20 protein-coding genes are annotated in these 19,865 nt (G+C 61.0%); 14 read left to right on the top strand and 6 right to left on the bottom strand.

Going from position 1 to position 19,865, the window contains the following annotated elements; all coding sequences use genetic code 11:
• Positions 1-97: 97 nt before the first annotated feature.
• The 7 genes from M1E02_RS03535 (at position 98) to M1E02_RS03505 (ending at position 6,972) form a co-directional block, all read left to right on the top strand.
• Positions 98-1,126: a LacI family DNA-binding transcriptional regulator gene (locus M1E02_RS03535; protein WP_479376786.1), complete on the top strand. Its 1,029-nt coding sequence runs from the start codon at positions 98-100 to the stop codon at positions 1,124-1,126.
• A gap of 148 nt (positions 1,127-1,274) precedes the next feature.
• Positions 1,275-2,510, top strand: a complete 1,236-nt coding sequence (locus tag M1E02_RS03530) for a sugar ABC transporter substrate-binding protein (protein WP_479376785.1) — start codon at positions 1,275-1,277, stop codon at positions 2,508-2,510.
• Positions 2,511-2,519: 9 nt separating this feature from the next.
• Complete coding sequence (locus tag M1E02_RS03525; RefSeq protein ID WP_479376784.1) at positions 2,520-3,500, top strand: carbohydrate ABC transporter permease; 981 nt, start codon at positions 2,520-2,522, stop codon at positions 3,498-3,500.
• Positions 3,493-4,347 carry a carbohydrate ABC transporter permease gene (locus M1E02_RS03520; protein WP_479376783.1) on the top strand — a complete coding sequence of 285 codons (855 nt, stop codon included), beginning with the start codon at positions 3,493-3,495 and terminating at the stop codon, positions 4,345-4,347. Before M1E02_RS03525 ends, M1E02_RS03520 begins: the two co-directional genes overlap by 8 nt.
• Before the next feature lie 93 nt (positions 4,348-4,440).
• Positions 4,441-5,235, top strand: a complete 795-nt coding sequence (locus M1E02_RS03515; RefSeq protein ID WP_479376782.1) for a ThuA domain-containing protein — start codon at positions 4,441-4,443, stop codon at positions 5,233-5,235.
• Positions 5,232-6,377 (top strand): Gfo/Idh/MocA family protein, encoded by a 1,146-nt coding sequence (locus M1E02_RS03510; protein ID WP_479376781.1) that lies wholly within the window; start codon positions 5,232-5,234, stop codon positions 6,375-6,377. The genes M1E02_RS03515 and M1E02_RS03510 overlap by 4 nt, the downstream gene beginning before the upstream one ends.
• A gap of 196 nt (positions 6,378-6,573) precedes the next feature.
• Complete coding sequence (locus tag M1E02_RS03505; protein ID WP_479376780.1) at positions 6,574-6,972, top strand: hypothetical protein; 399 nt, start codon at positions 6,574-6,576, stop codon at positions 6,970-6,972.
• A gap of 39 nt (positions 6,973-7,011) precedes the next feature.
• Here the strand turns inward: M1E02_RS03505 and M1E02_RS03500 are convergent, their stop codons facing one another.
• Complete coding sequence (locus M1E02_RS03500; RefSeq protein ID WP_479378047.1) at positions 7,012-9,168, bottom strand: transglycosylase domain-containing protein; 2,157 nt, start codon at positions 9,166-9,168, stop codon at positions 7,012-7,014.
• Between the two features lie 189 nt (positions 9,169-9,357).
• Here M1E02_RS03500 and M1E02_RS03495 point away from each other — a divergent pair, with 189 nt between their 5' ends.
• From M1E02_RS03495 to M1E02_RS03480, 4 genes are all read left to right on the top strand, one after another.
• The gene (locus M1E02_RS03495) at positions 9,358-10,089 is read left to right on the top strand and encodes a phosphatase PAP2 family protein (RefSeq protein ID WP_479376779.1); all 732 of its coding nucleotides are present in this window, start codon (positions 9,358-9,360) and stop codon (positions 10,087-10,089) included.
• Positions 10,082-10,276, top strand: a complete 195-nt coding sequence (locus M1E02_RS03490; RefSeq protein WP_479376778.1) for a hypothetical protein — start codon at positions 10,082-10,084, stop codon at positions 10,274-10,276. The genes M1E02_RS03495 and M1E02_RS03490 overlap by 8 nt, the downstream gene beginning before the upstream one ends.
• Positions 10,277-10,597: 321 nt before the next feature.
• Complete coding sequence (locus tag M1E02_RS03485; protein ID WP_479376777.1) at positions 10,598-11,317, top strand: GAF and ANTAR domain-containing protein; 720 nt, start codon at positions 10,598-10,600, stop codon at positions 11,315-11,317.
• An 11-nt stretch (positions 11,318-11,328) separates the two neighbouring features.
• Complete coding sequence (locus M1E02_RS03480; RefSeq protein ID WP_479376776.1) at positions 11,329-11,640, top strand: hypothetical protein; 312 nt, start codon at positions 11,329-11,331, stop codon at positions 11,638-11,640.
• A 16-nt stretch (positions 11,641-11,656) separates the two neighbouring features.
• Here the strand turns inward: M1E02_RS03480 and M1E02_RS03475 are convergent, their stop codons facing one another.
• From M1E02_RS03475 to M1E02_RS03465, 3 genes are all read right to left on the bottom strand, one after another.
• Positions 11,657-12,091 carry a hypothetical protein gene (locus tag M1E02_RS03475; RefSeq protein ID WP_479376775.1) on the bottom strand — a complete coding sequence of 145 codons (435 nt, stop codon included), beginning with the start codon at positions 12,089-12,091 and terminating at the stop codon, positions 11,657-11,659.
• 123 nt (positions 12,092-12,214) lie between these two features.
• Entirely contained in the window at positions 12,215-12,961 is a 747-nt protein-coding gene (locus M1E02_RS03470; protein WP_479376774.1) for an ANTAR domain-containing protein, read from the bottom strand.
• Positions 12,962-13,115: 154 nt separating this feature from the next.
• Entirely contained in the window at positions 13,116-13,907 is a 792-nt protein-coding gene (locus M1E02_RS03465; protein WP_479376773.1) for a ZIP family metal transporter, read from the bottom strand.
• A 217-nt stretch (positions 13,908-14,124) separates the two neighbouring features.
• On the opposite strand from M1E02_RS03465, the gene M1E02_RS03460 reads away from it, so the two are divergent.
• Together M1E02_RS03460 and M1E02_RS03455 are read left to right on the top strand one after the other, a co-directional pair.
• Positions 14,125-17,685, top strand: coding sequence for a discoidin domain-containing protein (locus M1E02_RS03460; RefSeq protein ID WP_479376772.1), 3,561 nt, complete (start codon positions 14,125-14,127; stop codon positions 17,683-17,685).
• Between the two features lie 115 nt (positions 17,686-17,800).
• Positions 17,801-18,313, top strand: a complete 513-nt coding sequence (locus tag M1E02_RS03455; RefSeq protein ID WP_479376771.1) for a hypothetical protein — start codon at positions 17,801-17,803, stop codon at positions 18,311-18,313.
• 21 nt (positions 18,314-18,334) lie between these two features.
• Here M1E02_RS03455 and M1E02_RS03450 read toward each other — a convergent pair whose 3' ends face one another.
• Positions 18,335-18,514: a hypothetical protein gene (locus tag M1E02_RS03450; protein ID WP_479376770.1), complete on the bottom strand. Its 180-nt coding sequence runs from the start codon at positions 18,512-18,514 to the stop codon at positions 18,335-18,337.
• 292 nt (positions 18,515-18,806) lie between these two features.
• Here M1E02_RS03450 and M1E02_RS03445 point away from each other — a divergent pair, with 292 nt between their 5' ends.
• Complete coding sequence (locus M1E02_RS03445; protein WP_479376769.1) at positions 18,807-19,061, top strand: hypothetical protein; 255 nt, start codon at positions 18,807-18,809, stop codon at positions 19,059-19,061.
• Here the strand turns inward: M1E02_RS03445 and M1E02_RS03440 are convergent.
• Positions 19,044-19,811 (bottom strand): NUDIX hydrolase, encoded by a 768-nt coding sequence (locus tag M1E02_RS03440; RefSeq protein WP_479376768.1) that lies wholly within the window; start codon positions 19,809-19,811, stop codon positions 19,044-19,046. The genes M1E02_RS03445 and M1E02_RS03440 overlap by 18 nt on opposite strands.
• Positions 19,812-19,865 lie beyond the last annotated feature (54 nt).

Here is a 19,865-nt window from a genome sequence, read left to right as displayed (position 1 = left end):
TTCTCGATGCGCATCGACGATGCGTATCGACAACGCGTATAGATGAGCATCCAGATGCGTTCAGCCGAAGTATCGACAACGGGGGGAGACAGAATCCATGCCAACCAGCAAGGATGTTGCCCTCGCCGCGGGCGTAGCCCAAAGTACTGTCTCTTACGTGTTGAGCGGTAAACGCCCGATCTCGGACAAGACAAGAAAAAAGGTCGAGGCTGCAATTGCACAGCTCACCTACCACCCCAACGCCGGAGCCCGCGCCTTAGCGAGCCGCCGGACCCGTGTCATCGGCCTGGTCATTCCCTTCATTCCGGAACTGCATATGGCCTCGCTCATGGAATTTGTCTCATGCATCGCATCAACCGCCAGGCAGCACGACCACGACATCCTCCTGGTGACGGAAGATGAAGGCGCAGACGGGCTCCGCCGCGTCGTCGGGCAACAAATCTGTGACGGTCTGATCCTGATGCAAGTGGCGGGAGAGGACGAACGGCTTCCCGTTGCCCGCGCGTTGAAGGTTCCGGTAGTACTAATCGGGATTCCGCGTGATACTTCCGGCCTTGTTTGCATCGACGCCGACTTTGAACTGGCCGGGCAATTGGCAGTGAGAGATCTCGCCGCAGCCGGACACACCACCATGGGAGTCATCGCCTGGCAGCCTGAGGTAGTGGAACGTGAGGTCAACTACGTCGAGCGCTTCGTGCGGGGCACCAACCAGGCAGCAAAGGAGCTGGGAGTGAAGCTGCTCCACGTGGTCGGTGGAACCGACCTTAAAACCATTTCCAAGTCGGTGGATGCAGTACTTGCCCAGACCACCGGGCAGCCGGCTTTCATAGCCCCGGAGGGAACAGTGCAGGAGATTCTGCTCCGGACTCTCTCCGCCCGCGGGCTGACGCCGGGAACAAACGTGTCGGTCATCGGCAGCGCATCGCCGAAGCAGGCGGAACTCCAACCCGTACCCTTGTCAACCATCGACCTCCGGGCCCGCGAAGTGTCTCGCAGGGCGGTGGAGATTATCTGCAATCTGCTCGAATCCGGCTTAGAGGGGCCTCATGAATCCCTGGAGCTGGTGCCGCCCATGATTATGCACAGATCCAGCGTCATCCGCACCGACAACGCCAGAGCAAGCTAGACCATACCAACCCACTGTCTCCACAACCGCTGCATTTTGAAATCATCGATACGCATCGACGAACCATTTCAATAAAACTAACAACAGATTCCTCCCTACTGATTCCAAGAGATGTCACGGGGAGCACCACTATCAAGAAGGACAGACAATGAAGTCAGCATTCACCCGGAACAGGCCCCTTGCCACCGCCGTCACAGCCCTTGTGGGCCTTCCACTCCTGCTCGCCGGGTGTGGGGCACCTTCTGCCTCCTCCAGTTCTGAAAATGTTTCGGAAATCTCCGTGATGGACTACTACAACAACGAGCCGGACAAGTCGTTCATCGGCGATGCCCTGAACAGTTGCGCGTCGAAGGCCGGAGTCACGCTCAAGCGGGAAACGGTGCCGGGCAAATCCCTGATCTCCAAGGTCCTCCAGCAGTCATCCTCGAAAACACTGCCGGATGTACTCATGCTGGACAACCCTGATCTGCAACAAATCGCTGCTACCGGTGCTTTGGCGCCGTTGTCGGACTTCAAGATAAGCACTGAAGACTTCGCTGCCGGTGTCCTGAGTGCGGGAACCTACAAGGACAAGGTCTATGGCCTCGCCCCCACAGTCAACACCATTGCCCTTTTCTACAACAAGGACATCCTGGCCAAGGCAGGCGTCACTCCCCCTACGACGTGGGATGAACTGGAAGCTGCAGCAGCAAAGCTGACCGAAGGAGACCAATACGGCTTGGCCTTCAACGCCAACCCAACGTATGAGGGCACGTGGCAATTCCTCCCCGTGATGTGGTCCAACGGCGGCGATGAGAAAAACATCAACACCCCGGAGACTGCCCAGGCATTGCAGCTGTGGACAGATCTGGTGAAGGACGGCTCAGTCTCCTCGTCGGCCCTGAACTGGACCCAGGCCGATGTCAACGATCAGTTCCTGGCAGGCAAGGCCGCCATGATGGTCAATGGACCCTGGCAGATCCCGGCGCTCAACAAGCAGCCCTCGCTGCAGTACGGCGTGGTAAAGATTCCCGTCCGCGATGCCGGCCAGACGGCGGTTGCTCCTCTGGGCGGAGAAGTTTGGACCGTTCCTCAAACGGGCAACAAGGCCCGCCAGGCCAAAGCCGCGGAGATCGTTTCCTGCCTGAACAGCGACGAAAACCAGCTGTCTATGGCAAAGGCCCGGAATACCATTCCGTCCAAGACCTCGTTGGCGGAGACCTTTGCCCAGGAAAACCCCAAGCTGGCAACGTTCACTGAGCTCGTCAAGACCGCCAGGGCGCGTACCGGCCAGCTCGGTGACGGGTGGCCCGCCCAGGCAACCAAGATCTACACCGCCATCCAGGCGGCGCTGACGGGGAGCGCCTCGCCCGCTGATGCACTCAAGCAAGCCCAGGGCCAGTAAGAGGAAGTCATGTCACTAGCCGCTGACTTGTCGCCGTCGAAGGCGCCATCCACGCAGCAAAAGCCGGGGGTGGATCAAACACCCCTGGTTCCGCGCCGACGCAACCGCCATCGAAAAGAACGCCTCTTCCAATGGCTCTTCCTGGTGCCTGCCGTCGTGTACATGGCCCTGTTCTTTGGCTACCCCGTAGTGAAGAACGTCATCATGAGCTTCCAGGACTACACCACGGCAACCTTCTTCACCGGAGAAGCCCCCTGGGTAGGCGTGCAGAACTACGTCACTGTACTGTCGTCGTCGTTGTTCTCAACGTCCCTCCTGAATACGGCGTTGTTCACCATCGGATCCATCCTGGGGCAGTTTGTGATCGGCCTCGCCCTGGCCATTTTCTTCCAGCGAAAGTTTCCGCTCAACGGGATCCTCCGCTCACTGCTCCTGCTCCCGTGGCTGCTGCCGTTGATCGTGTCCAGCGCGGTTTGGCGCTGGATCCTGGACAAGGACAGCGGCGCGTTGAACCGCTTCCTCGGCGATCTGAACATTATCGACACAGGCGTTCCCTGGCTGACCAGCACGTCACTGGCGCTGATCGCCGTCGTCGGCGTAAACATCTGGATCGGGATTCCGTTCAACCTGACCATCCTCTACGGCGGCTTGCAGGAAATTCCTGCCGAACTCTATGAAGCCGGCTCCCTGGACGGAGCCACGGGCTGGAAGGCCTTCCGCCATATCACCTGGCCCATGCTCAAACCGGTAGTCAGCGTGGTCCTGGTGCTCGGCGTCGTCTACACCCTCAAAGTGCTGGACATCATTCTGGGCCTGACCAACGGCGGTCCCGCCAACTCGACGCAAACCATTGCCACGCAGTCCTATGCCTTGTCCTTCCAGGAGTTCAAGTTCGGCGAAGGTGCAGCGCTGGGGAACGTACTGGTGATCATTTCGCTGGTGTTTGCGGTCCTCTACCTCCGGGCGAGCAGGCGGGCAGTCGATGAGTGAGAGCACCATGACCCAGCAGACCCAGCAGATCCAGAGGAAGGCTGAGCCCCGGAACTGGGGGTACACCGCGTTGGCCATTCTGTTCCTGGCCATCATGCTCTTCCCGGTGTACTGGATGATCAACGCGTCCTTGCAGCCGAACGGTGCCACGGTGGACACCACCTGGCTGCCCCTGAACCCGGATTTCACGGGCTATCTCACGGCTATCCGCGAACAAGGCCCCAATCTGGTGACGAGCCTGGTGATCTCCCTGGGCAGCGTGCTGCTCAGCCTGGCAATCGCCGCGCCCGCTGCGTACGCCCTGGCGTACTTCAAGGTCAAAGGCGCGGGGGTGGTGCTGTTCGCCATCCTGATCAGCCAGATGATCCCCGGGATCGTCGTAGCCAACGCGCTCTACACGGCCTACAACGATCTGGGACTGCTGAACTCGATCCCTGGACTGATCCTGGCGGATTCGGCTCACGGAATTCCGTTCGCCATCCTGATCATCCGGGCGTTCATGAACGGACTGCCTTCCTCGGTGATCGAAGCGGCAAAAGTGGACGGAGCGGGGCATCTGCGGGCGTTCTTCTCCATCGTCATTCCGCTAAGCCGCAATTCACTGATTACCGCAGGCCTCTTTACCTTCCTGTTCGCATGGAGCGACTTCCTCTTCGCACTGACGCTGACAACCACTGAGGCAGTGCGGCCGGTCACCCTGGGCATCTTCCAGTACATCGGGGCCTACGTGAACGACTGGAGTTCAGTGATGGCAACCGCCGTCCTGGCCTCCATTCCTGCCATCATCCTGCTCGTTGCGGCACAGAAGTACATAGCTGCGGGCACCTCCAGCGGAGCTGTCAAATAGGCGGCTGTTTAAGTAAGCGGCTGTATAAGCAGTTCCAACCCCCACCCCTACTGAACCCCGAACCCAAACCCCGAACCCAATCCAGGAGAGACCATGACCACCAGCGCCACGGCCGCTGAAGCAACACCACAAATCCGCGTCACTGTGTGGGGCGAAAACCAGCACGAGAAGCACGACGAACTCGTGGCCCACCTGTACCCCAAAGGCATGCACGGCGCCGTCAAGGAAGGCATCGAGGAGAACCTCGGAAGCAGGGTCTCCGTCCGCACGGCTACCTTGGACGATCCCGAACACGGCCTCACAGAGGAGGTCCTCGCCAACACCGACGTCCTGACCTGGTGGGGCCATATGTCCCACGGCGATGTGAGTGACGAAGTGGTGGAGCGCGTGCACCGCCATGTTCTCTCCGGCATGGGCCTGATCGTCCTGCACTCCGGCCACTGGTCCAAGATCTTTACAAAGCTCATGGGCACCTCCTGCACGCTGCGCTGGCGCTCCGAACAGGACCGTGAACTGGTGTGGACCGTGGATCCCACCCACCCCATCGCCAAGGGAGTGCCGCACCCCATCGTGATAGACGAGCAGGAGATGTACGGCGAGTTCTTTGACATTCCGGCTCCTGAGGAGCTGGTGTTCATCAGCTCCTTCAGCGGAGGGGAAGTATTCCGGTCCGGCTGCACGTTCCGCCGTGGCCACGGCAAGATCTTTTACTTCAGCCCGGGCGACCAGGACTACCCCGTCTACCACCACAAGGACGTCCGCCGCGTGATCTCCAATGCGGTGGAGTGGGCACTCACGGACCGTCCGGAGCGCGTGTACCCGGAGCTGCTCCGCTACGAAACCAATGATTTCTTCAACGGCAAGAGCTACCAGGGAGCCCGGGCGTGAGTAACACTTTTGCTACCATCCCCGACGACGGCACTCCCCTGCGCGTCGTCGTCGTCGGCGCCGGGGGTATGGGCCGCGCGTGGCTGAACACCGTGGAAGCTTCCCCTCTCGTCGAGCTCGTGGGCATCGTTGATCTTGACCTCTCCGCTGCCAGTGCAGGCGCCGCGGCGGTCGGCCGCCCTGTTCCGGTGGGAACGGGCGCTGCCCGGTTAGCGGCCGACGTCGGCGCCCAGGCCGTCATCAACGTCACCGTCCCGGCCGCGCACCATCCGGTCACTACTGAAGCGCTGGCAGCAGGGCTTCCCGTGCTGGGCGAGAAGCCGGTGGCTTCAACGCTGGCCCAGGGGATGTCCCTGGCGGCTGCTGCCGAGCTTTCCGGACAGCTCTTTATGGTGAGCCAGTCCCGGCGCTATAACCGTCAGCTCTTTGCGGCCAAGCGCCTGGCCTCCACGATCGGGAGCGTGGGTATAGTCTCGGCTGACTTCTTCAAGGCCCCCCGATTCGGCGGATTCCGGGATGCCATGGAGCATCCGCTCCTGCTGGACATGGCCATCCACCAATTCGACATGGCGAGGTTCCTGCTCGACGCCGATCCGGTCTCCGTTTTCTGCGAGGAGTACAACCCGTCCTGGAGCTGGTACCAGGGCGACGCCGGGGCAACGGCAATTTTCGAAATGTCCGGCGGAGAGCGGTTCGTCTTTACCGGCAGCTGGTGCAGCCCCGGCCTGGAGACGTCCTGGAACGCCGCGTGGCGGATCAGCGGCGAACATGGCTCCGTTATCTGGGACGGCGACAACGAACCTCTGGTGGAAACCGCCGTCGAAATTCTTGAATCTGATGCCGGGCTGGAGAGCGAGGATCCCGGCCAGGAGATAGCGGGCGCGCTCGCGGACTTCGTGTCATCGCTCCGGACGGGGGCCGCGCCCATGGGGCAGGTGCACCAGAACATCATGAGCCTGGCCATGGTGGAGGCCTCGGTGCTGAGTGCATCAAGCGGGCAAAGGATCATGGTGGACTCGCTCTTGGAGGAGTCATACGCCCAATGCATCGCTTCAGAGCGGAATCCCGACGTCCTGCAGATTCTGCAATCGTGGCCAACGGTCCGGACTGCATTGGCCCTGGAGCCCAGCAGGTTACCCTAGGGGCTGACAGTTCCAACGCCTGCCGGCCCGGAACTTGAGGTGATTTTTTGCGAAAGCGAGGGGATTTTTGATCTTGTCCGGCCATTCTTGGTCCATAGCCGCAGGAAACCCGGCGGCCGCGGTCACGTCAACGGTCACATCATCATCGAGGAGCTCCCATGGATCCGCTCGCAGACCCCAAAGATAGGGTCACGCCATGAATTCCGGGCTGACGGCCCTGGCTTCCTTCGGAGGCAGCCTGCCCGGGATGATCCTGTTGGTCCTCGGACAGACCATGGTGGTGGTTTGCCTCTGCTTTGATCTGATGAGCATGCTCTCGGTACCAAGATCTCAGGGGCGCTACATAGGCAACACGGTTTTCCGCACGCTGGCCTTGCCGTCGATCCTGGTCACGGCCGTGGGGGTTCTGATGGACGCGGCCTTCTGGGCGTGGATGGATGTGGCATTCGGGACCTTCATCATGATGGCCCTGGTCTTCCGCCTTCATGCCAACAAGGACGAGGACAACTGGTGGAAGGGCAAAGGCAAGAAGCTGGCCCGCTGGCTTAGGGATCAGACGGGGACACGGCTTGTTCCCGTCCCGACTGCTGGTTAGCCTTCAAGATTAGCGCCCCTTGACTTCAAGGTAGCTGTCCTATGGTTTCCTCGTCATTGATTCCGGTGGGCCGGGGAAAGGTGCCGCCGGGTAGAGTCCAGCTACCTGGAGCATGTAGTTCACCCATTGAGGGCCGGCGATCATGTAACCGTCCACGCGCTGATAGGTTTTGCCGTTGATGGTCAGGTTGTGACCCGGCCGGCTTTGCCCCTCCAGGGTGTCCCCAAAGAACGATGCTGTGGAAAGTCCCGAGGTGTAGCCAACCACCCAACTGGCACCATTGTTGTTGGACGTTCCGGTCTTGGCAGCCGTGGGGAACTTGTCGTGGATCTTGGGGTTGATATGTACCCCTGACCCGATTTTCAGGACATCCTGCAAGACGGAGTTCACGCCGCGCGCAACCTCGGGTTTCACTGCGTCCCGGCAGCTGGTTGATTGAGCCGGGAACTTTCGCCCATTCGCGTCGCTAACGTCCAGAATGGCGATGGGGGCGCAGTACTTTCCATCGTTGGCGAAGGTGGCAAAGGCATTGGCCAAATGCATCGGGGCAACTCCGATCGCTCCGAGGAGGTTGCCCAGTTGATGCATGTTGACCTGGGCACCGTCCAGGCCGCTATGCACCCCTAATGCATCAACCATCTGTTGGATGCCACAGAAGTCCAGCTGGGTGGCTGACGCGAATGTGGCGGTGTTGATGGAGTTGTAGAGCCCGTAGTTCACGGGCATTTTCCGGTAGTACCCTTCATCCGCATTCTGCAGGTCGTCAGCGGTGCCAAGGCCGGCATTCTTCTCCGCCGTGCTGTAACCGCCCAGAACCTTCCCGCAAGTGGATCGCCAAGGGAAATTAAGCGGATAGGTTCGCCGCGAGGCATCCACCTCAGCCGTTATGGATTTGCCTTCATTGAGCCACTGGGCGAACGTGAACGGCTTCATTGTGGATCCTGGCTGGAAACCGCCGGCCCCATTAAGGTCAGCTCCATTGGCATCCTTGGAATCGACATTGAAGTTTAGCTGGGTGTCAAACATTCCTTCCTGAGGGAGAAAAACGGTGTTCTGGGCCATGGCCAGGATCCGTCCCGTTCCGGGCTGGACCGTCACCAGGGCTGCTCCCCATTTATCAGGATTGGGCACTGCCGTAGAGTCCACTTGGGCCTGCGCCGGAGCCTGCAACCTGCTGTCCAATGTGGTGACGATGGTCAGTCCGCCCCGGTAGAGGTGGCGTTCACGTTCGGAAATATCGGCGCCGTATGCGGGGTCGTTAAGAATCAGGTGTGAGACGTAGTCGCAGAAATATACAGCCATTTCGGCCCCTGCGCAGCCTTGCTTTGACGGCGTGATTTTGAGTTCTACGGGGGAGGCCACCGCGGCGTCATGGTCCGCCTGCTGAATCATTCGCTCTTCAAGCATTTTCCCCAGCACCTGATTGCGCCGCTGCAGCGCGTTTTCCGGGTAAACCGAGGGGTCATAGAAGCTGGGACTGTTGACCAACCCCGCGAGCAACGCGGACTGCGGCAACGTCAGGTCCTTGGCGGACGTGCTGAAGAAGTACCGGGATGCTGCTTCTATCCCGTAAGCATTGGCATTGAAAAACACAATGTTGAGGTATCCCTCGATGATCTGGTCCTTGGTGAACTTCTTCTCAAGTTCAAGCGCCAGTTTCATCTCGCGCAGCTTGTCGCCGATTGTTTTCTGGCCGCTGAGCACGATTTCCTCGGTATTTCCTTCGGACAGCCGGGATTCGTTCAGCACGTTGGTGACATATTGCTGGGTAATGGTGGACGCACCCTGGCGCCCCCCGCTGCTGAGGTTGGAAGTCAATGCCCGCATGATGCCCTGAGGGTCAACGCCCGCGTGCTCATAGAAGCGGGTGTCCTCGATGGCAATAACCGCTTGCTTCATATGGAGTGAGATCTGATCCAACGGGACGCGCACGCGGTTCTCGGCATAGAAGGTGGCAATGGGTTTACCGTCAGAAGTCACAACCTTCGTAGATTGCGACGGGGTGTCTACGTTGAGCTCCCCCGGGAGGTTGTTGAAGAAGGAAACAGAATTGCTGACGGTCGTCCCCGTGAAGGCAACTGCCGGCACCACAAAACCGGCCGCCAGCACCCCGCACAGAGCACTCACCACGACGAATCCGAGGACCCTTAAGAGGGCCGCACCAAGAGTCAGTTTCGGGCTATCTTTCAGCTCCATGGCTCTCCAGCTCTGCGGGGTGAAACGTGTTTCCAGAATACGCCCGGCACCCACCTCGTTCCAGAGGCCCAGCGGGGTGAAAAGGCATTCGCCCACGGTTCTGTCAGGGTCCTCCCACGTTCACATGGAACAGTTCGGGTGGAATACTTGAACCCCTCCTTCCCTGCAGTTCCGTGCCAGAAAGACGACATGAAGGAACCACGTCAACCCGTTCCCTGCCTCGGCGTACCAGGGAAAAGCTGGTTGTTGCTGGCCGGATCCTTTGCGCTGTTCGCTCTGACTCTTGCGCTGGGATACCTAGGGAAAACCTACGGATCCCCGGGACCTGACCTCGCAATGGATCAACTGTTCATTTCCGGACGAAACCCCGCCCTCACAGCGCTGTTCCTCGGCCTTCACAGCCTCTTCTCCCCGCTGGGAAATGTCATCATCCTGGCATTGGCCTGCCTGCTCCTGGTGATTCTGAAGAAGCCACTCAAAGCCGTCGCGTTCGGATCATTGGTTTCAATGGGGTGGCTGTCCTCGGAGATAGGAAAAATCACCGTACTCCGGCTGAGGCCACCAGCCGATGCCACGCAGGCGCTGATCGCAGAAGCCGGTCATGACAGTTTCCCCAGCGGGCACACGGCGTTCGCGGCGGCCCTCGCCTGGGGTGCCATCCTGGTGCTGGCGCAAAGCCGGCACCAACGGACCGTCAGCGCCGTCGCGGGTCTGGTTCTCGTCACGGTGGTTGCATACTCCCGCCTGTACCTGGGCGTGCACTACCCAAGCGACGTTTTAGGTGCGGTACTTATCAATACTGCGGCCATCCTGTTGTGGCTACCAACGTGGAACAGACTGGTGGAACCGCCATTGCGAAGGTCCTCGCTCATGGCCAGAATGACTGACACTCCGATCAAGGAGGAGATGGCAGATGAGTAAGGACATCCAGGTGGTCCTGGAAAAAGCCCGGGAAGAGATGATTTTCCTGGGCCCCGACCATCCCTACTACGGGCTGCTCGCAGCCCTGGTCACTTCTGTAAGGAATGCCTGGCAGGAAGGCCATGACAGTGCCTCCGGCGGTCCTGCCGAGAACCCCTACGGTTACAGGTCAATAGACCCGCTCTGACCACCATCGCCGTCGACCGCCATCCCGGTGGACTCCCCCAAATGACGGAAGCCCCCACGCGAGCCTGAGCTCAAGCGCGGGGGCTTCCAGGCACTCCGGTCTTCGGGGGAAAGCGGAGGCTTAGGGAACAAGTTACAGCGTGTTCACGGTTCAAAAGCCGCAAAAGCGTGTTCTTGATTCAACCTTGATTCAGACTTATGGCAGAGCCGGTTCCCGGCGCCCCAGCGGGCTTGAGGCTATGCTGGAAGTAGCCGGCTTGTGGGCTGGGGAACCCTGGAACGGGTCTGAGCCCACACCCCCGAATCCGACCAAGAGGCCATCATGTCCAAACAGCTTCCCCTCGACGAACTTTCTTCAGTCATCGCCCGGGTGAAGGGACTGCTCCTTACTGAGGAGAAAGTCGACAGGGCTGTACAGCTGCTCGCCAGTGCCGCCAAGCAGGCCATTCCGGGGACACTGGGTGCCGGTATCTCCCTTCTTGATACGCAGGGCAGACGCACCAGCTTCGCAGCCACGGACAAAATCGTGGAAGAGGCTGACGCCGCGCAGTACGAACTGGGGCAAGGCCCATGCCTGACCGCTTGGGCTGCGGAGGAAACAATTCTCGTCGAGGATGTGCGGAGAGAATCCAGGTGGCCCGAATGGTGTGCCGCGATGAAGGATCTTCCCATCCGCTCAGTGCTGAGCACTCCATTGACGGCAGGGAAAGAATCGCTCGGCGCGCTGAAGATCTACGCCGCCCTGCCGGCTGTTTATAACGACGAAACAAGCCGGCTCCTTCAGCTCTTCGCCGGGCCGGCCGCCACTCTTCTGGCGAACATCCAAAGTTCTGAAACGCCCCGCCGCATCAGCGAATCGCTGGAAACCGCCCTTTACAGCAGGGACACAATCGCCCGGGCAACCGGCATATTGATGGAACGGCACGGGCTGAGCAGCGAGGACGCAATGCAGCAACTCCTGAGCCGTGTCCGTGCAGACAGGACAACGCTCTTGGAAGAGTGCAGTCGGATCATCGCAGCATTACCGGGGCCCCGCGGGTAGAGGAGTCACTGATGGGGTTCGAAGCCCACGAACAAGAACAGTGCCGCCTGCTAAGGAAGGCGCTGAAATACGCCGACATCACCCCGGCGGACCTCTGGCTGACGTACTTCAGCATCGGTGGAGCAGTGGGCGAATATGAGGTCCACGCGTATCTGCAGGGGCTTTTGTCCCTGCCCGTCCTGCAGCGGGACCTGCTGGCCTACGCCGCCAACGAGCTGATCGAAGCTGTCCCCCCGTTGCCACGCGCCCCTTACGCGGAAGACCTGGAGGGCAGCCACGAGGCAGGGGGCACCGGCGGTAAGAACTCCAACAGGAACACCTGAAACCGCGGAAAGCCGCTCAGGCAGGTATCTCCATCTGGAATCCGCAATTGCACCTGAGGACGCGGGTCCTGAGGTAAACATCCAGGAGCGCTTCAGGTTCCCGTTCCGTTTTCATTGCGGCATAGGCATTGCGGAGCTCGGAACCAGCAACGTGCATTGGCTCGCCGCAATGGATGTATTCCCCGCCGAACTGCAACACCCCCAAGGACCTCGGAGGACCGGGACGGTTCAGGATGGCCGCCACCTGTGACACATCGGCAGTGTGATCGTAGAAGTATTCACATTCCCCGCAGGTGTAGGAAACCCTGACGAGATCCCGTTCCCCTCCTTCGAAGGCTTTGATGGACTCGATGATCAGGAAACGATCGGTATGACATTGAGTGCACCAAAGACGCTGGCTGTAAGGATGGTGGGCGCCGCCTGGAATGAAGCGGTTGGAGATGGTCGACACTGACAGGACTCCTGCTGTATGGGAGGCCTGTGCCCACTCTGCTTGAGCGTTGCTCCCGAGATCAGGCTAACCTTCGGCAGCAAATCCGACAAGATCCCGGCCGCCTCCGGAGGATGGGCTGCCCTACTCGTCAAAGTGGGTGTGCACCGCCGCGTCCTCTGTGATGGAAGCGATGATCCCGGCGGCCACATCACGCAGCTTGATGTTCCGGCTGTTCGAGGCCCTGTTCAGCATCTGTTGGGCAGCATCCTGGCTGCACCGGTTCTGCGCCATGATGGCTCCGACTGCCAGGTCGATAGTGGTACGGGACTGCATTGCGGCCGTAAGGTCATTCCGCGCTTCTGTCAGCTGCGCGATCCGCAGGGCCAACCGCAGGCTCTTCGATATTCGCTCGGCAAAATCCTCGGCGTCAGCAATGTCCTCCCCCGAGAATCCGTGGGCTTCCGGCGAGTACACATTGAGCGCAGCCCGCATTTCCCCTTCCAGTGGAAGCGGAACTCCCAGAATCGACAGGATGCCCTGACCTCCCACAGCATGGACATAGTCCGGCCAACGCCGTTCATCCCGGAGATCGGGCACATGAACGGTTGTCATTTCCTTCATGGCCGTCATGCACGGCCCCTCACCGAAGGTGTTCTGCAGTTCGTCCATGGCCCGTGCACAATCATTGCTGCTGGCAATTGTCAGCGCCCGTTTCCGCCGGATCACGGTGATGCCGCAGTAGACGCTGAGGCCAGGCTTGGACAGGCTGTCGGCGGAGTAGGCCGCAAGCTCATTAAGAAACTCTCCCACGTCTGAACTGTCCAACACCAGATCCTGGAGATGCACTCCAATCTCCGCCGCTGTTTCCTTCTTCGCGTCACTTGTCATGGGACAGACCCCTCTCCACCTTGCCTGAACAGGTAGGCCTGGAATCGCCAGCGGGGCTCGGGCAGGCATTGGCCCGCACACTGCTGAACCGTAGCCTCCAGAATAGTCCCTTTCGGCCGGGGCAGAGGGGTTTCAGGCACGCCGCTTTGATCATTCAGGCGAGGGACAAAACAAAGGAAAGCACAAAGCCAGCGGCAGTGCTCAGGGCCACTGCGGGGCCCCCGTGCTCATACGCCTCGGGCATCAAGGTGTCGGCTAGGGAAGCGATGACGGCGCCGGCAGCGAACGCCAGCGGCACCGAAATGGTTGTGGGGTCGCTTCCCGAAAGCGGACCCGCGCCCAGGACCACAGCCAGCACCAAAAGCACGGCGCAGGCAGTCCACAGCCCGATGACCAGCCCGGAAGCTTTTCCTTGCGCCTTCATAGATGATGCCCCCACAAGAGCCTCGGGAAGGTTGGAAACAAAGATCGCGGCGAGCAAGGCCAGTCCGCCGGTCCCTTCCCCAAGCGAGATGCCCAATGCAACATTCTCCGGAACCCCGTCCAGGGTCACGGCCGCAAGGAGAGCCATTCCTGCAGCGCCGCGCGTAGACGAAGGAGTGGGCGGACGGTCGGAAGCAGCGGCGTCGGTATCAAGTTTAGGACTCCCCTGGAACTCGTCGGCAGCGGCGCCTCCGGCTCCTGGCTGAGCCCAGCGGTCCAGCAGCGCACTGAGGCCGGTGAATACTGCCGCCCCTGCAAAAAGGCCGATGGCGGCCCGCTCTATCCCGCCCCGTTCGTAGGCATCCTCGAAAAGTTCAAACGTCAGGGCGGTAATGAGTGCCCCGGAGGCAAAGGAGAGGAGGATGGCCAGAAGCCGCTTAGGCAACTCGAACCGCACTCCGATGAAGGCTCCAACCAGCAGTGCGCTGGAGGCCACTGCACCGAAGAGGACCGCCATCAACATTTTGCCAGTATGGATCCGGTTCGTGGTCCCGAACAATAGTGCCGAACAATGAGCCAACTCCCCATGCATGTTGATGATCGAGTTTGTTCGTTCATGTTCGCATTCCTTGTGGGCTGCCGACGGCGGTAATAGCGTCGGCGGGTAGCGGATCGGCTGGACGTCGTTGACGGACACCCCCATCCGATCAAGACACTCTCCAACGATGAAGGGCTGAACAATGACGTTTTCCGAAGGCCGGTTCCGGCGCTCGGCCGCAATGGCCGTCATGGCTGCAACAGCAGCGTCGGGACTGGTGGCTTTCTCCGGCAGTGAAGCTCCAGCCACGGCCGCCGAGACGGTGGGCACACCTGTCACCATCACCCCCAATCCCGCCAGTAAGGGCAAAGCCTTTCAGGGGTGGGGCACCAGCCTTGTGTGGTTCGCCAACGCTACTGGCGGTTACCCGGAGGAGATCCGTGAGGAGCTGTATCAGAAGGTCTTCGGCGAAAACGGTTTGAACCTCAACATCGCCCGCTACAACGTGGGCGGCGGAAGCGCGTCCGACGTCGCAAGTTACCTCAACGACGGCAGCGCTGTGGAGGGCTGGTGGAACCCCGTGACGGAAGCCAGTGCAGAGAAGCCCGTGCTTTCGAATCTCTACAGGCCTGACGGTTCTGTAGACCCGGCGCAGGCAAACAAGCTCGCATTCCTGAACCAGTGGAACCCGGACGATCCCTCCTCCTACAACCCCGACGCCGACAAGACGCAGCGGTGGTGGGTGGAACGCCTCGCCGCCGAACAGCAGATCACCCACTGGGAAGCCTTCAGCAACTCCCCGCCCTGGTTCATGACCAAAAGCGGGTACGTCTCAGGCCAGGTCAGCACCAACAAGGGCGAGAACCTGCTGCCCCAGGCCGAGCAAAAGTTCGCCGCATACATGAAGAAGTCCGTCGAGCTGCTGGAAAAGGGCAGCGGCATCAAGGTGGACACCATTGACCCCTTCAACGAGCCGAACTCCGGCTACTGGTCAACAACCATCGACAACGCCACCGGAAAGCCGCCCACTTCCTACACCCAAAAGCAGGAAGGCGCCCTGATCTACCCGCCCGCGCAGGACCGCGTCACCAAGCTGCTGGCTGGTGAGCTCGCCAAGGACGGCACCACCACTGACGCCGTCATTTCCGCGATGGACGAGACGGATCCCACCAAGTTCATGAACAACTGGAATGCCTACAGCCAGGAGGCAAAGGACGCCGTCGCCCAGCTCAACGTCCACACCTATGGCACCAATGACCGTCGCCGCGTCAGGGACCTCGCCAAGTCCACCCAGAAGCCCCTCTGGATGAGTGAAGTAGGCGGTTCCTGGGGCGGCAACCCCGCACTGGGCGACACCACCGGCGGTTGGGACCGCTCCAACATCAACAACGGCCTGGGCATCGCAGGCCGCATGGTCAACGATCTCCGCGAGCTTGAGCCGGAGGCCTGGGTCTTCTGGCAGCCGGTGGAGGACACCTACAAGCAGGAACACGGAAACGGCGGCTGGGGCTCCATTTACGTGGACTTCGACTGCAACTATGAAGGCCGTGTGGGCTCCTCCAACCGCCGGCTGAACGACGGCGACTCCGCCGAGGACGCCAAGTGCCGTGTCCTGACAAACCAGAAATACAACACCACGCGAAACTTCACGCACTACATCCGTCCCGGGGATTTCCTCATCGCCAACGACAATGCGGAGACCGCGAGCGCACTGCGGGCAGATGGCAGCGGGGCCACACTGGTGCACTTCAATGACAACGCGGCGCCCGAGACAGTCACCATTGACTTCTCCAAGTTCGGCAGCATTGCCGAGGGCGCCACGGTCACCCCGGTGATCACCACGAAGTCGCCCATTGAGGATATTGAACGCAACGCCCTGGTCAAGGGAGCTGCGGTCTCCGTGGACCGTGCAGGAAAGAAGGCGACGCTGGAGATTCCGGCTGCGTCAGTGGTGACGTTCCTGGTGGACGGCGTCAGTGGCGTGGCAGAGGACGCCCCTGCGGTGAAAGACGGCCACACCTACCAGGTGGGCGGCGAGGCCAGCGGCAAGTACCTTACGGCAAAGGCGGACTCCACTGTGTCCATTCAGGACCTCGGCGCCAATGCCACGGACATCGCGCCACAGCTCTGGACGTTCAACGCCGTCAAGGCCGACGACGAATACGCCTATGACCGGCGGTTTGTTGTGACCAACAAGGTCGGCAAGGTGCTGACCGGCGACGGCGGGATCCTGAACGGCAGCCAGTCGGGGTCTGCCCGTCTGGCTGCGCTGAGCCTGGAGGAGGCCAAGGCCCGGCCGACGGCACAGTGGATTGTGACCACCGAAAACGGGAAGCAATGGACGCTGGTCAACGCTGCGGCGGCCATCGCGCTCCAGGTCTCCGGCAGCCAGACCGCTGCCGGCTCTCCAGTGGCCCTGGCCTCGTCCAGCGGATCCACGGCCACGGCCACCAGCAATGCGCACCAGACGTGGGGTTTCGAGGACCTCGAGGACCTTGTGCTGCAGGGAACCCGGCGCATTGACCTCAGCACTCCCGTTGGCGTGGCCCCGGCCTTGCCCGGCACTGTTGTTCCGCTGTACGAAAAGGGCCCCGGAAGCCCCATCGCCGTCCAGTGGGAAGCAGTGGATCCGGCAGTCTGGAACAAGCGCGGGACCGTGACCCTGCATGGATCAGGCATCGACCGCTACGGCAAGACATTTACTGACGCCCAACTGGTGGTCACCGTTGGCAAGTACGTCGCTACCGATCCCGTCTCGCTGACGGTGGGCGTCAACTCAACCGTCGCAGAGGTCCGGGCAGCTGCTCCCACCCATGTTCCGGGGCAGATCGGTACCGGGACGGCCAGGAACAACCTCGCAGTGACCTGGGACTGGAGCACGTTGGCTTCCGCGGCACTGGAATCTACCGGGACGGTCACCGTCGCCGGTAAGGCGGCAACCGGCGTCGACGGCGCCAAACCCCTGGATGCTGTACTGACCATCCTGGTGGTGGACCGCGTGGCCAGCACCCATATCTGTAAGGAGGACACCTCGACGACGGCGACCGCCAGTTACTCGGAAGCCTCCTATGCGCCGAAAAACACGTGCGACGGAAACGCCACCACGCGGTGGTCCAACTGGGTGGGCTGGGGCCGGAACGGTGACAGCCTGAGCTACGCCTTCACCCGCAATTACACGGTGGATTCGGTCACCGTGACCCTTGCCGAGCACGCAGCCCAAAGCCTGAGCGTCCAGTTCCAGGATGCCCAGGGAGCCTGGCAGGAAACCTCAGCGGGTGTTATCACCGGCCTGACCACCACATCCCCTGTGAAGGTGGTGTTCAGCCCGGTGGCTACCCGCGGGATCCGCGTCTCGCTGGCCACCCCCGGTTCCTACACCAAGGTTGCCGAGGTTGCGATTTCCGGAACCAGGCTTGCTGAGGCGGGAAGTGCTGATTTGGGCCGGCTGCTGGTGGACCAAAAGTCCGTGATGGGCTTCGACTCCGGAACAGTTGACTACAAGGTGCTGACGGCGTCGACGGCGGTACCCACCGTTGCCGGCTATGCCTTGGATACAAATGCAAAGGTCTCAGTGGCGCAGGCAACAGCGCAGAATCCTGTCGCCACGGTCACTGTGGCGGCACCGAACGGCACGCTCAAGGAGTACCGGGTGGCCTTTGTGACCGGCAAGCAGGAATGCCTGAACGGGGGATGGGCCACCAACGTGGAGCCTGGTTTCAAGGGTGAAGGAGAATGCACCAGCTACTTCGCCACTAGAAAGTAGGCGGCCCTCCGCACTAGGGGAAGCCCCGTCAGGACCACCCGGTCCCGGCGGGGCTTGACTCAAAAATAGGCTGTAGCTATTTTTGGAGCGGGGAGAGCCGTGAAAGGTAAGAACCATGATCCCCAAGATCGTTGCGGCAAGTATTCTCGCCATGTCAACCGCCCTGGCCTTGTCCCTGCCAGCCTCTGCGGCACCGCCGGAACGTACTGAGAAACAAGTGTTCGACGCCGATGTCGAGGTGGTGGATAGATTCCTGACTGCGGCGTGTGGATTCACGGTTACCGCTCGGGTATCAGGCCACTACTTCGAGACTGTGTTCTTTGACAAGGACGGTGCTGTCACCCGCATCACGGCCCACCCCAGCTTCCGTTCCACCCTTACGAGTCCCACCGCCTCAATCACGACTGCTGATGTGGGGCTGGACCGGTTTGTCGAAAACGAAGACGGAACGGTGAGCATCTTCGGAACCGGCATCCACCTCAAAATAAAGGGTGACACGAAGGCTATCGGCCTGTGGAGGCTGGTAGTTGACCTACGTACCGGGGAATTGATCTCGGAGGAGTACCACGGGCGGTTCGACGTCGGTGCTGAGGGGACTGTCGAGGCTCTTTGCGAAGCCCTGAGCTGACGGCCCTTTAGCCCCGCTGGATTACAAACGGATGGTGGAATACGGCCGGCTGGGGAGGTTCCCCGCCGTCCATGGCCGCACTGAAGGCTCCACAGGAGTGTGCCCTCGGCCATCGCGGATCACCAGGACCACCGTGCCGATCACCGCAGCCAAGGAAACCAAGCCGAGGAGTATGAGTACCACGGCCATTGCCACAGACATTTTCATGCACCTCGTGGCTCCATTTTACGGCCGGGATTCAGGCCCGGTCGAGGCTGCCGAAGCAACTTCCGGCGTGTCAGGCCCGACAGTTGAGGGCCGTTGAAGCAGTCTGGCTAGTATGGTCTCGGTTGAGCAGTGGCCGCCCCCTTTTCCATGAGGATTGCCATGACCTGCAAACTGAACGACGCCGGATCGGCTCGCCGCGGGTACATCCGCTGCCGTCAACTGCAACAGCCGAAAATCCAATGCTGCCGCCCCTGTCTTTGGCCCCTCTTGAGGCATTGGCGCTGAGATGCGCAGGGAATTCGTTCCGGGGACTGCCGTTCTGGGCGGTGTGCTGGTCTTCTGGGTGGCAGCAGTGCTCGGGAACCTCTCCTTCCTCAGCGCGCCTAAGCCGCCCCTCGCTACTCTTGCCTGGCTGATGTTCGTCTATGCCGCCGTCGCCATTACCCCGATCATCGGAGGGCTGGCAGTAGCCGACCTGTTTCGCCGTTGGCAGCAGAATCGAAAACGAAGGGATCAGACAGAGCTAGGAGCGTCGCTTTGAAGGCGCAAGCGGCGATGGCACCGGCCGCATGAGCGGAGGATTCAGAACGGTTCGGGCGGGATGGCCAGGTTCCGGACGGGCGTCCGCAACCAGACGGTAGAGCGCTGCAGGCCTGCCGGTCTCGCCTGCCGTCACCTTTCCGGTCTCCTCGAGGAAGCCCGGGGTGCCGGTGGCTTTGCGGTGGAAATTCCGGGCGTCCAGGGGAAGCCCCCACACCGCCTCATACACAGCGCGCAGCTGGGCTATGGTGAACTCCTCCCCACAGAACGCAGCCGCCAAAGGGGAATACTCCAGCTTGGACCTGGCTCGTTCCAGCCCATCGCTGAGGATCTTCTCATGGTCGAAGGCAAGCCGGATCCCATGTTCATCAAGGACGGCGCCCACCGGGTACCAGCCCACCATTTCGGCATCGCTTCCGGCGGACAGGACCGGGAAGTCGGGGGCCAGCAGAAGGTACGCTACGGCAAGCACGTCCCCTCGCGGGTCACGGCCACCGGGCCCATAACTGCCCAACTGCTCCAGATGCCCGCTTACCCTTTCGACCCCCGTCTCCTCAGCCAGCTCGCGGACAGCCGCCTCCTGCAGATCCTCGCCAGGAAGAACAAAACCGCCAGGCAGGGCGAGCCGGCCCCGGTACGGTTCTATGAGGCGGGTGACAAGCAGGACGTGCAGGACGTCGTCGCGCACTGTCAAGGCAACGACGTCGACAGCGACCGGAAAGCGCGCAGGAGAGTGATCAACGGAGGGCACGGCTCCATCGTAGGCGACTTATCGTCACCTTGACAATAATGATCCCACTACATA

Source organism: Arthrobacter sp. Z5-13, from assembly GCF_056499105.1.
Note: the sequence above shows the minus strand (reverse complement) of the source record. Positions and strands in the feature narration are given on the sequence as shown.

Bases quoted from the DNA above. Each gene is read 5' to 3' on its own strand.
- M1E02_RS03470 (WP_479376774.1), bottom strand. From the start codon at position 12,961: ATGACAAGTGACGCGAAGAAGGAAACAGCGGCGGAGATTGGAGTGCAT.
- M1E02_RS03520 (WP_479376783.1), top strand. From the start codon at position 3,493: ATGAGTGAGAGCACCATGACCCAGCAGACCCAGCAGATCCAGAGGAAG.
- M1E02_RS03490 (WP_479376778.1), top strand. From the start codon at position 10,082: ATGAGTAAGGACATCCAGGTGGTCCTGGAAAAAGCCCGGGAAGAGATG.
- M1E02_RS03460 (WP_479376772.1), top strand. From the start codon at position 14,125: ATGACGTTTTCCGAAGGCCGGTTCCGGCGCTCGGCCGCAATGGCCGTC.
- M1E02_RS03455 (WP_479376771.1), top strand. From the start codon at position 17,801: ATGATCCCCAAGATCGTTGCGGCAAGTATTCTCGCCATGTCAACCGCC.
- M1E02_RS03525 (WP_479376784.1), top strand. From the start codon at position 2,520: ATGTCACTAGCCGCTGACTTGTCGCCGTCGAAGGCGCCATCCACGCAG.
- M1E02_RS03530 (WP_479376785.1), top strand. From the start codon at position 1,275: ATGAAGTCAGCATTCACCCGGAACAGGCCCCTTGCCACCGCCGTCACA.
- M1E02_RS03515 (WP_479376782.1), top strand. From the start codon at position 4,441: ATGACCACCAGCGCCACGGCCGCTGAAGCAACACCACAAATCCGCGTC.
- M1E02_RS03485 (WP_479376777.1), top strand. From the start codon at position 10,598: ATGTCCAAACAGCTTCCCCTCGACGAACTTTCTTCAGTCATCGCCCGG.
- M1E02_RS03480 (WP_479376776.1), top strand. From the start codon at position 11,329: ATGGGGTTCGAAGCCCACGAACAAGAACAGTGCCGCCTGCTAAGGAAG.
- M1E02_RS03505 (WP_479376780.1), top strand. From the start codon at position 6,574: ATGAATTCCGGGCTGACGGCCCTGGCTTCCTTCGGAGGCAGCCTGCCC.
- M1E02_RS03495 (WP_479376779.1), top strand. From the start codon at position 9,358: ATGAAGGAACCACGTCAACCCGTTCCCTGCCTCGGCGTACCAGGGAAA.
- M1E02_RS03465 (WP_479376773.1), bottom strand. From the start codon at position 13,907: ATGTTGATGGCGGTCCTCTTCGGTGCAGTGGCCTCCAGCGCACTGCTG.
- M1E02_RS03445 (WP_479376769.1), top strand. From the start codon at position 18,807: ATGCGCAGGGAATTCGTTCCGGGGACTGCCGTTCTGGGCGGTGTGCTG.
- M1E02_RS03535 (WP_479376786.1), top strand. From the start codon at position 98: ATGCCAACCAGCAAGGATGTTGCCCTCGCCGCGGGCGTAGCCCAAAGT.
- M1E02_RS03500 (WP_479378047.1), bottom strand. From the start codon at position 9,168: ATGGAGCTGAAAGATAGCCCGAAACTGACTCTTGGTGCGGCCCTCTTA.
- M1E02_RS03450 (WP_479376770.1), bottom strand. From the start codon at position 18,514: ATGTCTGTGGCAATGGCCGTGGTACTCATACTCCTCGGCTTGGTTTCC.